We start from the raw sequence: 13,712 nt of genomic DNA, 5'->3' as shown, positions 1-13,712 counted from the left end.
AATTACTCCAAAATAAATTTTTCTGCAACACTATCTCCAAGAAATAGTCCTTTTTTCGTCATTCTAACTCGATCGCCTGTTCGTTGTAACAAGCCATCTTGGTAAAGTTTTGAAACAACGTCACCATACTGTTCTTCAAAAGAAAGATTAAATTTTTCTTCAAAGCGTTTTATTGAAACCCCTGATTTTTTTCGAAGCCCTAAGAAGAGTTCTTCCTCTATTTTTTCTTTTAGACTGAGAACTTCTTCTGTGACTCTTGTTGACCCTTCTTCAACAGCGTTTAAATAATGCCTAATTGGCCCATGATTTTTATAGCGAATCCCATCAAGGTAACCTGATGCACCAGCCCCACAGCCGTAGTACTCATCATTATTCCAGTACATCAAATTATGTTGACTTTGAAAGCCGGGTTTGGAAAAATTGGAGATTTCATAATGTTCAAATCCATGATTTTCCATCTCAGCAATAATATAGTCAAACATTTCTGCTTCTAAATCCTCAGTAGGCAATGGTAACTTACCACGACGCATTTTATTCATAAAAACGGTGTGGTTTTCGAGAATCAAACTATAAAGACTAAGATGCGGAATGTCAAGCTTGAGAGCTTTTGCAACATTTTCCTTAACATCATCCATGGTTTGATTAGGAAGTGCATAGATTAAGTCAATCGAGATATTATCAAAACCTGCTGCTTTTAAACTATCAATACTTTCATAGATTTGACTTTCATTGTGTCCTCTACCAATTTGTTTCAAGTGTTTATTATTAAAGGTTTGAACACCTAAGGACACACGATTAACGCAAGAATTTTTCAAAACAGCAATCTTATCTTTTGTAAGGTCTCCAGGATTTGCTTCAATGGTGAACTCTGATAGCTGAGAAAGATCCAAATGCTTTTGTAAGTGTTGTAATAGATAATCCAGCTGATAAGCATCGATGGCAGTTGGCGTTCCCCCACCAATATAGAGCGTTTTTAACTTTTTAATACCATAAGAATCAAATTCACGAGTAAGAGCCTTTAGATAGTCATCTACAGGCTGATTCTTTATAAAGACTTTAGAAAAATCACAATAGTAACAAATTTGTGTACAAAAAGGGATATGTACGTAAGCTGACGTTGGTTTATTTTGCATAGGACTATTTTAACATTTTTAAATGATAAAAAACAAATATCTTTTCTTATATAGCTAATCAGTGGCTTTTAAGGAAACTAATGAGTGAAAAATGCATCGCTTAAACGATGCATTCTTCTAAATTCCTATTTCAGCTTTAACAACTTCTGCAATAGTATCAACATAATAATCCACTTCTTCATGAGTTGGCGCTTCAGCCATCACACGTAATAGTGGTTCTGTGCCACTAGGACGCACAAGAATACGACCATTACCAGCCATTTCTTCTTCCATCTTTTTGATAATTTCTGAAATAGCAGGCACTTCCATAGCCTTATTCTTCATTTGATTTTCTACACGAATATTAACTAATTTTTGAGGGTAAATAGTTACCTCGCTAGCTAATTGTGACAGTGACTTGCCAGTTTCCATCATCACTTTGGTTAACTGAATGGCGGTTAGTTGACCATCACCTGTTGTATTGTAATCCATGATAATAACATGACCAGATTGCTCACCACCAAGATTATAACCTGACTTTCTCATCTCTTCCACAACATAGCGGTCACCGACAGCTGTCACGACTTTATGGATGTCTTCACGATCAAGCGCTTTATGAAAACCAAGATTTGACATGACCGTTGTCACAATGGTGTTTTTGGCTAATTCACCTTTTTCAAAAAGATATTTACCAATGATGTACATGATTTTATCACCGTCAACAATTTCACCTTTTTCATCAACAGCAATTAATCGATCACTATCACCATCAAAAGCTAAACCAATAGCTGATTGACTTTCAATAACCAGTTTTTGAAGAGCTTCTGGATGAGTTGAGCCTACACCGTCATTGATATTTAATCCATCTGGCTGTTCTCCAATAATAGTAATATCAGCATTTAAGTCTAAGAAGATTTGTCTTGCAGACGTACTTGCTGAACCATTGGCTGCATCTAGTGCTACTTTCATCTCTTTTAAATCTACGCCAGTAGAGACTAGAAACTTCTCATATTTTCTTAAGCCTTCAGGAAAATCAACCAATTTCCCTAATCCTTCAGCACTTGGACGTGGAAGAGTATCGTCTTCTTTATCCAACAAGGCTTCGATTTCTAATTCTCTCTCATCGTCTAATTTAAAGCCGTCATTACCAAAGAACTTAATCCCATTATCTAAAGCAGGATTATGGCTGGCAGAAATCATAACACCAGCACTAGCACCTTCAGTTCTTACAAGGTAAGAAACAGCAGGCGTTGCTAAAACGCCAAGTTTGTAAACCTCAATACCAACTGATAAAAGACCAGCAACCAAGGCCGCTTCAAGCATTTCACCAGAAATACGTGTGTCTCTTGCTACCAAGACTTTTGGTGTCCCTTGTTCGTGTTGGCTTAGTACATAACCACCAAATCGTCCCAATTTAAAAGCTAATTCAGGTGTTAATTCAACATTCGCTTCACCACGAACACCGTCTGTTCCAAAATATTTTCCCATAATAATCTAGTGATTGCTCACTCTCCTCCTTCTTTGTTTTCCTTCTAGCAAAACTATTTTTTCTCAACCGTCAAGGTTAGTTTCATCGTTTCCGGTACAACTGAAACATTATCATCTAGTAATTCAATTGTCCTAATTGTATTTTTCTTAACATTTGAAATATCAACAGGAACTCTGATTTCAGTTGTGTTGTCTAAGTCTTCTTGAGAACCAAAAATTAAGGCTTCACTACTTTCTAGTTCGTAACGAATATTTTTAAGACTACTATCAAGCTCACCAGTCAATTCAATAACAACAGGCACTGTCTTACTTAATCGTTTTAACTCAACCGATAGTTTAGCACTTACTGGATCAATAATGCTTGGTAGAATTGTGCCATTTTCAGACACAGCTTGAAGAATAACATCTTCTTCTAGGTCATCAGATAACTCAAAATCATCTGGGAAGGAAGCTACCACATGATCAATTTGATCAATAGTTGCCTCATCACTAGTAACCTCTACCTCTTTGATATTAGCTTTAATATTTTTAAGTTCATAGCCTTCTGCTAATTGTTCATCTTTAATGGTTGGTATAACTTCAAACTTTTTAGTTTGTTTCTTGCCTATTGTTACTTCCATCGTTGCTGGAGAAATTTGTCCAGTCACTTCAGATGGCATGTCTTTAATTTGCAAAGGAACTTTTGTTTGACCAACACTTAGATTGGATAAATCAGCCACCACTTGAAAACTTCTAGTTGATGGATTAATTTCTGAATCAAGCTTAACACGATTCGTTGACGTTAAATAGACTTCAACCTCATAAGAATAGCCACTAATAAAATACTCATCACTATCATATTTGATATCTATTGGAATATTTTCTAACGTATGTGTGTAAGTTTCTGTAAATCTGTTAATCTGAGATGTTGTATTGTTATAATTACTTGATTTGGCTGTTAAAAACAAGAATAGTGCAAAGAAAATTGAAACTAAAATTAAACTTAATTTCTTCACAAAAATTCGTTTACTCATGATTTCTCACCTCCTAAAAATTTTCTCCAGTTGAAACGAGTCTTTTTAACTTTTGGAGAAAAGATAGAATGTAATTCTTTATCAAATTCATCTAAAGAAAGGTCGTGTTCTAATCTTTCTTTATAGGCGATAGAGATAGCACCAGTTTCCTCAGAAATAATAACAGTAAGAGCATCTGATCGTTCAGAAAGGCCAATGGCTGCTCTATGGCGTGTCCCAAACTCTTTTGAAATGTTCTTTGAATCCGTCAAGGGTAAATAACAAGAAGCCGCCGCTATTTTATTACCACTAATGATAACTGCACCATCATGTAATGGTGTGTTTGGAATAAATATATTAATTAATAATTGGCTTGAAATATCAGCATCAAGAGGAATGCCTGTTGAAATATATTCTCTTAGTATTTGAGTGTTTTCAATGGCTATAAGCGCACCAATTTTACGAGGGCTCATATATTTGACTGCCCTCATTAAAGCAGAAATTAACTTTTCTTCATCCGTTAGAGTCTGGGTTTGGATAAACGATTGTGGCGTACGTCCAAAACGCTCAAGACCTGAACGGATTTCAGGAGCAAAAATAACAACACCAGCAATAACACCATAGGTAATGACTTGATTCATTAAATAAGTAAGAGTGCTAAAGCCAATCAATCCCGAAATAAAGCGAATAATGACAAACAAGACAGCACCTTGCACTAACGACATTACTTTGGTCCCTGCTAAAGCCTTGATGAAACGATAAATTAGCCAAGAGACTATCAATATATCAACTATATTGACGATAATAGCTAGAGGACTATCGAAAAGACTTCTAAAAAAATTAGCATCTATATTAAATAAACTACTCATCAACGATTCTCTCAATCTTATCTAAATTCAAATTCTTTTTCATTATACCATTTTTTCAAGTATTTTTCTTTATTGGAAAATTAAATTTTATGTTAAAATATAGGAATGAAACTAAAAACTTTGGCAGCGTTGACTGCAGGAAAAACAAGTAAATATATTTTAAATAGATTGGGAAGAGGGTCTACTTTACCTGGTAAAATAGCTCTTCATTTTGACAAAGACATCTTAAAAACACTAGCTAGTGATTATGAGGTCATTGTTGTGACTGGAACCAATGGTAAAACAGTGACCACGGCTTTAACTGTAGGAATATTAAAAGAAGCCTTTGGTGAGGTTGTTACAAATACTAGTGGTGCTAATATGATTACCGGCATAACATCAACCTTTTTGAGTGCAAAAAAAGGGAAATCTGGTAAGAAGATTGCTGTTTTAGAAATTGACGAGGCTAGCCTTCCTAGAATCACTGAGTATTTGACACCAAGTCTTTTTGTTTTTACCAATATTTTCCGTGATCAAATGGACCGTTATGGTGAAATTTACACTACCTATCAAATGATTCTTGATGGTACTAATAAGGCACCAAACGCAACTATTATTGCTAATGGCGATAGCCCGCTGTTTCACTCTAAAACAATTGTTAATCCAATCAAATACTATGGTTTTGACACGCAAAAACATGAGCCAAGATTAGCACATTACAATACAGAAGGGATTTTATGTCCTAGATGCCAACACATCTTAAAATTCACCCTAAATACCTATGCTAATCTGGGGGATTATATTTGTCAAAACTGTGGCTTTAAGAGACCCAAACTGGATTACTCTTTAACAGAATTAACAAACATAACAAATACATCTTCTCAATTTGTCATTGACAATCAAGACTATAAAATTAATGTTGGTGGTCTTTACAATATTTATAATGCTTTAGCTGCAGTGGCTGTGGCTGAATATTTAGATGTTCCTGCTGAGAAGATTAAAAAAGGGTTTGAAAAAAGTAAGGCAGTCTTTGGTCGTCAAGAAACTTTCAAGATCGGCAACACTTCTTGTACGCTTGTCTTGATTAAAAATCCAGTTGGTGCGAGTCAAGCTTTAGAGATGATTAAATTAGCGCCTTATCCATTCACACTTTCTGTTCTTCTCAATGCCAACTACGCTGATGGCATTGATACCAGTTGGATCTGGGATGCTGATTTTGAAAGTATAACAGAAATGACCATCCCTCAAATTTTCACTGGAGGAATTAGAGAGTCTGAAATTGCAAGACGCTTGCGCGTGACTGGTTTCCCAGAAGAAAACATTTCTTCTGTGTCTTCTCTTGAAGAGTTGATTTCAAAACTAGAAAATCAAGAAACCGAACATGCCTATATTCTTGCAACCTATACTGCTATGCTTGAGTTTAGAGAAATTCTAGCCAATAAAAAAGCTGTGCAAAAGGAGATGAAATAATGGTTTATAGAACAATTGAATCCCCTAGTGATAAAGCGTTTCGTTATGAGTTAAAAGTTGCTCATCTTTATGGTGATTTGCTTAATACTTATGGTGATAATGGAAACATCCTCATGTTAAAATATGTTGGTGAGAAACTAGATGCGAAAATGTCATTTGATGTGGTTTCTCTAGGAGACTCTTTTAATGCTGATGATTATGATATTGTCTTCTTTGGTGGTGGGCAAGATTATGAACAAGCCATTGTTGCTAAAGACTTACCGCCTAAGGCAAAAGAAATTGATCGCTTCATCCAAGAAGATAAAGTCTTGTTAGCCATCTGTGGTGGCTTTCAACTGCTAGGTCAATATTATATACAAGCTAATGGTGAAAAGATTGATGGTATTGGTGTTATGAACCACTACACCTTGAATCAAAAAAATAATCGCTTTATTGGTGATATTAAAATCCACAATGACGAATTTAACGAAACCTATTATGGGTTTGAAAATCATCAAGGGCGCACCTTTTTATCGGATGATGAAAAACCACTTGGTAAAGTTGTTTATGGTCATGGTAACAATAAAGAAGATGGGACAGAAGGTGTCCACTATAAAAATGTCTATGGCAGTTATTTCCATGGCCCAATCTTGTCACGTAATGCTAGATTAGCCTATCGTCTTCTAACAACTGCTCTTAAAAACAAGTACGGTCAGGATGTGGCATTAAAAGCTTATGACGACATCCTTTCTCTCGAAAAAGCTGAAGAATATTTAGATGTTAAGAATAAAGCTGACTTTGAGGCTTAAGAAAAACTCACAGAATTATCTGTGAGTTTTTTGATTACTACTCTTCAAAGTCTTCAATCATTTCAGCGATTTCTTCCCATTTGGTCATCGCATTTGTTTGTTGTGTTGTCTTGTCTTCAAGTTGCTCTTGAAGTGAGATGAGTGTTTCAGCATCATTGGTTTGTGTCATTTCAGCTTCAATTGTAGCTATTTTAGCATCCAAATTTTCCAGTAATTCTTCAAGGTCAGAGAGTTGACGGGTTAGTTTTCGCAATTCTTTTTGGCTTGCTTTTTGGGTATGATAATCATTTTTCTCATCGTGTTTTTGAGAATTTTCAGTCACATTGTCAGCTTGTAATGTCGCTTCTAATTCTGCTTTTTTGGTAAGGTAATAATCATAATCACCGAGATAAAGTGTACTGCCTGTTTCAGAAATTTCAATCACTTTTGTTGCCACTCGATTGATGAAATAACGGTCATGACTGACAAAGAGTAAAGTGCCATCATAATCGATGAGGGCATTCTCAAGCACTTCTTTACTATCAATGTCTAAATGGTTAGTCGGCTCATCCAGTAAGAGAAAGTTGTTATTTTCCATGGATAACTTAGCGAGTAACAGTCTGGCTTTCTCGCCTCCTGATAACACGGCAACTGTTTTTTTAACATCCTCACCAGAAAACAAAAAGGCCCCTAAACGATTTCTAATAGCCACTTCCGGCGTTGTTGGAAAAGCAGACCATAATTCTTCCAGAACGGTATTGTTTGGTGTTAAACGCGACTGAGTTTGGTCATAATACCCGCTTTCCACATTAGCTCCAAACTTAATCGCACCTGCGATTAAAGGAATATCACCAATAATAGTTTTAATCAGTGTTGATTTCCCAATGCCATTTGGGCCAACTACTGCTATGGCATCATATTTTCTAATGTCTAGTTGAATCGGATCGGCTAAGATGTCGCCGTCATAACCAATAGCAGCCTCTGAAACGGTTAAGACGACATTGCCTGAGGGTTTCTCAGAGTGAAAGGTCATATTGGCCTTTTTGGTTTGCGTTGAAGGCTTATCTAGTCGTTCTATTTTTTCCAGTTGTTTGCGTCTTGATTGGGCACGCTTAGTCGTTGAGGCTCTAGCAATATTTCGCTTCACAAAATCTTCAAGATTGACAATTTCTTTTGCCTGTTTTTCAAATAATTTTTCTTGAGTGGCTATTTTTTGTGCTTTTAGTTCAACAAAACGGGAGTAATTACCAACATACCTATCAAGTGAGTTGGGTGTTAAATCAAGAGTAATCGTCGTCACCTTATCTAGAAAATAACGGTCATGACTAACAATCACTAAAGCGCCTGGGTAATTAACAAGATAGTTTTCCAACCAGGCAATGGTTTCGATGTCTAAATGATTTGTAGGCTCATCAAGCACTAAAAGCTCAGGTTTTTCCAATAACATTTTTGCTAGAGCAAGACGTGTTTTTTGTCCACCAGATAACTCTTTTATTGGCATTTCCCACATGGTCTCATCAAACTTGAAGCCGTTTAAAATACTTCGAATATCTGATTCATAGGTAAAGCCCCCTTGATGTTTGAAGTTCTCTGACAACTTATCATAGTCTGACATCAGTTTTTCCAAGGCTTCGTGAGACACTGTTGCCATTTTTTCTTCCATCTGTCGCAGGGTTTTTTCTGTTTGTCGTAGCTCGTTAAAAACACCAAGCATTTCTTCGTAAATCTTATTTTCAGAATCAAACTGACTGTCTTGGGCTAGATATGATAAGGAAAGGTCTTTTTTCGTCGTGACTTGACCGGAATTTGGGCTCTCCTCACCAACTAATAATTTGAGGAGGGTTGATTTCCCAGCACCATTTCGACCAACTAGTGCAATGCGGTCACGTTCATCAACTTGAATAGTAATATTATGAAATAAAATATCTCCAGCAAAGGAGCGCTCTAACTTGTTTCCTTGTAAAATAATCATATTAATATTGTAACAAAAAAGCCCACAAAGTGGGCAAAAAATATAAGCTATTTAGAACTTTGAAACGACAAGATTAACGAAATCTTGATTCTTAAATAAAAGATAAAGACCGATGAGAATAATTGCCGTAAATAGTAAAAACTTGATGAGACCTTTGACAAAACGAATGACAATGAGAACACCCATAGAAATAACAAGCCAGATCCACGGAGAGCTTTCAACCAAAGTTTTAAGATTTTCAAGACTACCGCCTGTTAGAGTACGGATAGAATCAGGCACTTTTGCCATGAGATTTGCTGAATCAACACCAAGATTATTTAGTATCGTTTGACTCCCCATTTTTAGCCAAGTGAACACACCGGCATTAAACAGAAATAAAAAGACTTGCTCTGGAAATTTTTTAATTAGACGTAACATATTAAACGTATCACTCCTTTTTAAGTTGACACCAACAAGAGTCTTGCCAACATGTCCTCTTATTCTATAAAAAATGAGATTTAAAAGCAATCAATTACTTTCATTATCGATAAAAAAAGTGGCTAGGCCACTTCTTTTTATTCTTCAAATTTTTTAAACTTGCCGTCCTTAACCTCTTCAAAACCTTGTTGTTTAATCAATTGAACAGATTGATCAAGGCTAATATAGTCAGAGTTTTCTAAATTAACGGCATCAATACCAGGAATTTCTGAAAGTTCAGCAAAATTTACCTTAGTATAGTCAATCGTAACAGTTTCGGTTAAAGATGACTCCTCAAATTTAACGTCCTCAGTAATACCTTCAATTCCTTCATACATGCTAGTAAATGATTCTAGTTTCTTTTTAGCTTCCTCAGCATTCTTAACAGCTAGAAAATCATAAGACATTTGAGTAACAGCCTCTTGTTTTGTAACTTCATCGGTTCCTTTTTCATAGTAATAAGTTACACGATTGTCAACACCCTTTTGATTACTTTGGTAAGAAACACTTTCAGTTTTGCTTGTTTTTGAACCACAAGCTACTAAAATAGCAAGCATGGCTGTCATTATTAAGCCTAGAATAATCTGTTTTTTTCTCATGAATTTCTCCTTTTTCTTTATATTATATAGATTTCCAAATAATATAGCAAACTTTTACAAATAAAGTTTTGCTTTTCCTGTTAAGGTTGAAACTCTTTAAAATTGCCATCTTTAATTTCTACAAAGCCACTAGTTTTATTTCTAAAAGGTTTTACAGATCTTGTTAAACTAAAATAATCAGCATCTTCGCCTTCTATTTCAAATCTTGGATCGTCTTTTAATTGTTTTAAATCGACTTTTGAATAATCAACCATAATCTTCTCTGTCAGGTAATCTGTTTCATATTCAACGGTCTGCGTAACCCCTTTAATGGCTTCATAGTCTTTGGATAGTGGGTCTAAAAGTGCCTTAGCTTCTTCTTGTGAGTCGACCCCAAAAGCACTGTATGAAAAGATGGTAATAGATTCTTGCTTCACAATTTTATCGCTACCTTTTTCATAGTAAAAAATATACCTAATATCTCGACCTGGAATGGCATTTTGAAAGGCAATAGATTCAATTGTTTTTTCTTTTGAACCACATGCGTTTAAAATAATCATTACAATCACAAGTAAAAAGCTTATTAGTGTTTTATTTCTCTTCATCTCATACTCCTCAATTAAGTCATACCTCTATTTTATCTTGTTAAGGCAAAGAAGGCAATAGATTTTTTCTGGATAAAGAGTCAATTAAAAAGCCATTGATAGACAATTATCTATCAATAGCTTTTATTAAAAATCTCAGTTTTAATTTAAGGGTTGAAAATCTTTAAATTTGCCGTCTTCAACTTCTTTGAAGCCACCTTTTTCAAGAAATTCTAATGTTTGTTTGTAACTAATGTAGTCAGCATTTTCAAGATTATTTGAAAATACGCCTGGAATGTCAGCAATCTCTTTAAAATCCACTTTTTCGTAATCTATCACTAAATCTTCGTTAAGAGAGTTTTCGCCATAATCGATTTTATCTGAAACACCATCTATTCCTTGATATTGAGCAGCAATACTATCTAGAATATCTTTTGCTTCATCAGCTGTTTGAACGCCTAAACCAGCATAATCCATCTGTGTATGTGTTTCTTGCTTAACAATCGCATCTTTATCTTCATCGTAATGGAAAGTCATACGAATATCCACTCCAGGTTGGTTACTTTGATAGTAAGAAGTTTTTAATTCCTTTTTGCCAGATCCACAGGCAACTAAAACAACAAGTGCTAACAAGGATAAAACACTAAGAATAATTTTTTTTGCTTTCATAAAAGTCTCCTTAATTATTTAATACTTCCATTATATCTTTTTATCTTTGATAAGACAACGTTAATCATTAAAGTAAGAGTTATATTTAATCCTTTTTAAATAAACTATAACAATTAGAAATGTCCATGACATTAATTCTAAACCATAGCCTATTTTTTGTACGGTTGTTTTTTTATAAAAGATTGACACATGCCCACTTTTTTGAAAAGATAACTTTATTTTTCCATCATTTAACACTTTCTGACTGGACACGTACGGCATAGAAAGTTTTTTCATTTGATTAATCTCATCATCGGTTCTATTTCTTTTATCAAGGTAAGGCTGACTTCCTTTACCATTATTAGAATAATCAGCACGATAACCCTTATACCAAATTTTAGGAAGTATTACAGATGCTTCTTGATCCTCATTAATAATCTTATAATCGAATTCTAATCGATTATATTTTTTTGACACATTAGTAATTAACACATTATTCACTTGAGAAAAATTCCCAAAGTTTGGATTTCTAACATTATCATGATTAATATCTAAAGTGTAGTATTCATCACCACTAGGACTAGCAAATTGACTATTAGAATGGTGGTACATTTGTGTTATTCTATCACTGTTATCTTTCATTCGGAGCATACTACTTGAATAATGCCAAACAGACATTTTAAAAATTGGTATCAATAGATAAAAAGCAACAACAGAAATCAGTAACGGTTTTAAAAATTTTGAATGTAACTCTATTCCAATTACCATAAGAAGAAGAATTGGTAAAAAGAAATAAAGGCGTTCTGTGTACTGTAATGTTCCTAAAAACGTATACCTCAGAGAACCATACCATGGTAAAATTTTAGTCATTGAAAGATAAACAATTAAGATTGTAAGTAACACTGTTTTGGAAATATTTTTTAATGATTTGAATTTTATTATGAAATAAATAAAAAACACCTTCAACAATAAATCATAATTGCTTTTCAAAGAAGAAAATCCAGAATTAAAACCATTATCTAGATTAAATAATAACTCACGAGCAACAGGAAAATCTCGAGTTGTCCAAGAAAAATAGAAATGTTGGGATTTAACCTGCTCTATGTATTGAAAAATATAACCACTCGATAGAAAGATTGCTAAAATGAGCGACAAAGAAAATGATAGGAAATACCTTAGAGTGAGTCTTTTGACATTAAACAATACAAATACCAAAGAAATAAACCCTAAAATTAAGGTGGATAATGTGTGTGTTTGAACTAAAATGGCAATCACTACGCCTAGGAAAACAGGGTTATTCTTATCTAAATAGATCACTTTATAAATAGCGTAAAACAATAAAGGGACTAAAAAAACCACATAAGTCATTCCAAATCCAAATATTGGAAAAAAACAGGGAGTGATTAATGCGATAAGAAAACTTTTGTACCTGTCTTTTATCATTTTCTCAAAAGAAAAATAGGTTGAAAAAGAAGTTAAAAGTATTGAAAAAGCGGCAAAAGAGGTGTAAGAAGTGATAGGATTGTTAAAAATTATCATCACTAAAGCCGGCAAATACAGTTGCCAACTGCCATAAAACATATTTGAGGCATACCCTGTGCCATAGGCAAAAATATGATTTAAGTTTGGCAGAAAATCACCATTTTTTAAAGAATCTGCAAGTCCAATAATACGTATCATGTGAAACTGATAATCATAGGGTGGGTTAGAAACATTAATGGCGACAACAGAAATAATTGTAAAAAGAAGCGACCATAGAAAAAGAGATAAATAGACTTTCTTATTACTTTGAACGAGTGCGTTAATTTTCTTATCTATCATTATTTAAAGCCTTCTCTTTTATAAAATATAGTGGGCGTTTTTTTGTCTCTAAGAAAATTTTAGAAATGTATTTTCCTAAAATACCAATACAGAGTAATTGTATGCCACCAATTAATAATATTATGGTCACTAAACTAGCCCAACCATTAACACTACCACCAATCGTTAGTTTTCTTACTACGATAAAAATAATACCTATTATTGAAAGGATAAATGATAATGTACCACTCCACACAGCTATATTAAGAAGTGCCTCAGAAAAATTAATAAATCCTTCAAATGAATATCTTAATAGTGACCAAAAATTCCATGATGACTTACCATAAACTCTATCTCTGTTTTCATAACTAAGATATGTTGAACGATAACCAACCCAAGAAAAAATACCTTTAGAAAATCGGTTCACTTCTTCTAATGATAAGATACTGTCAACAACTTGTCTTGTCATGAGACTAAAATCTCTTAGTCCGTCAATCATTTTTATTTCAGATATCAGATTCATGATTTTATAAAACATTTTTGAAAATAATGATCTGATTAACGGCTCACCTTTGCGATTAATTCTTCTAGTACCGACAATATCATAGCCTTCTTTGATTTTATCAAACATATCAAGTAACAATTCTGGGGGGTCTTGCAAGTCAGCATCCATAATAGTAATATAGTCCCCTTTACTTGCTTTCATGCCAGCTAACATGGCACTTTCTTTGCCAAAATTTCTTGAAAATGACAAGTAGAAAATATTATTATTATTTTGTCGAATTTCTTGAATTCTTTCAAGTGTTTTATCAGTTGAACCATCGTCAACAAAAATATATTCAAATAAAAGATGTTCTTTGAGTTGTTTTTCTATTTTTTTTATTTGTTCAATGAAAGGGAAAATATTTTCTTCTTCGTTGTAACATGGAATAATAACACTTAATCTCATCATAATTTTATTTCCTTTATTTCTGTTATACCGGTTAGTTAGTAATAC

At 34.0% G+C, this 13,712-nt stretch carries 13 protein-coding genes; 2 read left to right on the top strand and 11 right to left on the bottom strand.

The window, feature by feature from the left end:
- Window positions 1-2: 2 nt before the first annotated feature.
- From hemW to cdaA, 4 genes are all read right to left on the bottom strand, one after another.
- Complete coding sequence (gene hemW / locus JHK62_RS01825; protein WP_199574974.1) at window positions 3-1,133, bottom strand: radical SAM family heme chaperone HemW; 1,131 nt, start codon at window positions 1,131-1,133, stop codon at window positions 3-5.
- A 117-nt stretch (window positions 1,134-1,250) separates the two neighbouring features.
- Window positions 1,251-2,600, bottom strand: a complete 1,350-nt coding sequence (glmM, locus tag JHK62_RS01820; RefSeq protein WP_199574973.1) for a phosphoglucosamine mutase — start codon at window positions 2,598-2,600, stop codon at window positions 1,251-1,253.
- Between the two features lie 53 nt (window positions 2,601-2,653).
- Entirely contained in the window at window positions 2,654-3,613 is a 960-nt protein-coding gene (locus JHK62_RS01815; RefSeq protein ID WP_199574972.1) for a CdaR family protein, read from the bottom strand.
- Entirely contained in the window at window positions 3,610-4,461 is an 852-nt protein-coding gene (cdaA, locus tag JHK62_RS01810) for a diadenylate cyclase CdaA (protein ID WP_199574971.1), read from the bottom strand. The genes JHK62_RS01815 and cdaA overlap by 4 nt, the downstream gene beginning before the upstream one ends.
- Window positions 4,462-4,566: 105 nt before the next feature.
- Here cdaA and murT point away from each other — a divergent pair, with 105 nt between their 5' ends.
- Complete coding sequence (gene murT / locus JHK62_RS01805; protein WP_199574970.1) at window positions 4,567-5,910, top strand: lipid II isoglutaminyl synthase subunit MurT; 1,344 nt, start codon at window positions 4,567-4,569, stop codon at window positions 5,908-5,910.
- Window positions 5,910-6,698 (top strand): lipid II isoglutaminyl synthase subunit GatD, encoded by a 789-nt coding sequence (gene gatD, locus JHK62_RS01800; protein WP_199574969.1) that lies wholly within the window; start codon window positions 5,910-5,912, stop codon window positions 6,696-6,698. The genes murT and gatD overlap by 1 nt, the downstream gene beginning before the upstream one ends.
- 37 nt (window positions 6,699-6,735) lie before the next feature.
- On the opposite strand, the gene JHK62_RS01795 is transcribed toward gatD, so the two are convergent.
- The 7 genes from JHK62_RS01795 to JHK62_RS01765 form a co-directional block, all read right to left on the bottom strand.
- The gene (locus JHK62_RS01795; protein ID WP_199574968.1) at window positions 6,736-8,649 is read right to left on the bottom strand and encodes an ABC-F family ATP-binding cassette domain-containing protein; all 1,914 of its coding nucleotides are present in this window, start codon (window positions 8,647-8,649) and stop codon (window positions 6,736-6,738) included.
- 51 nt (window positions 8,650-8,700) lie between these two features.
- Window positions 8,701-9,066, bottom strand: coding sequence for a hypothetical protein (locus JHK62_RS01790; protein WP_199574967.1), 366 nt, complete (start codon window positions 9,064-9,066; stop codon window positions 8,701-8,703).
- Between the two features lie 137 nt (window positions 9,067-9,203).
- Window positions 9,204-9,704: a DUF1307 domain-containing protein gene (locus JHK62_RS01785; RefSeq protein WP_199574966.1), complete on the bottom strand. Its 501-nt coding sequence runs from the start codon at window positions 9,702-9,704 to the stop codon at window positions 9,204-9,206.
- Window positions 9,705-9,784: 80 nt separating this feature from the next.
- Complete coding sequence (locus tag JHK62_RS01780; RefSeq protein ID WP_199574965.1) at window positions 9,785-10,288, bottom strand: DUF1307 domain-containing protein; 504 nt, start codon at window positions 10,286-10,288, stop codon at window positions 9,785-9,787.
- 141 nt (window positions 10,289-10,429) lie between these two features.
- Window positions 10,430-10,936 (bottom strand): DUF1307 domain-containing protein, encoded by a 507-nt coding sequence (locus JHK62_RS01775; protein WP_199574964.1) that lies wholly within the window; start codon window positions 10,934-10,936, stop codon window positions 10,430-10,432.
- Window positions 10,937-10,996: 60 nt separating this feature from the next.
- Entirely contained in the window at window positions 10,997-12,736 is a 1,740-nt protein-coding gene (locus tag JHK62_RS01770) for a glycosyltransferase family protein (RefSeq protein WP_199574963.1), read from the bottom strand.
- Complete coding sequence (locus tag JHK62_RS01765) at window positions 12,726-13,667, bottom strand: glycosyltransferase family 2 protein (protein ID WP_199574962.1); 942 nt, start codon at window positions 13,665-13,667, stop codon at window positions 12,726-12,728. Before JHK62_RS01765 ends, JHK62_RS01770 begins: the two co-directional genes overlap by 11 nt.
- Between the last annotated feature and the right edge of the window lie 45 nt (window positions 13,668-13,712).

This window comes from Streptococcus pacificus (genome assembly GCF_016481305.1).
Lineage (GTDB): Bacteria > Bacillota > Bacilli > Lactobacillales > Streptococcaceae > Streptococcus > Streptococcus pacificus.
This window is presented reverse-complemented; position numbering and strand designations above follow the sequence as displayed.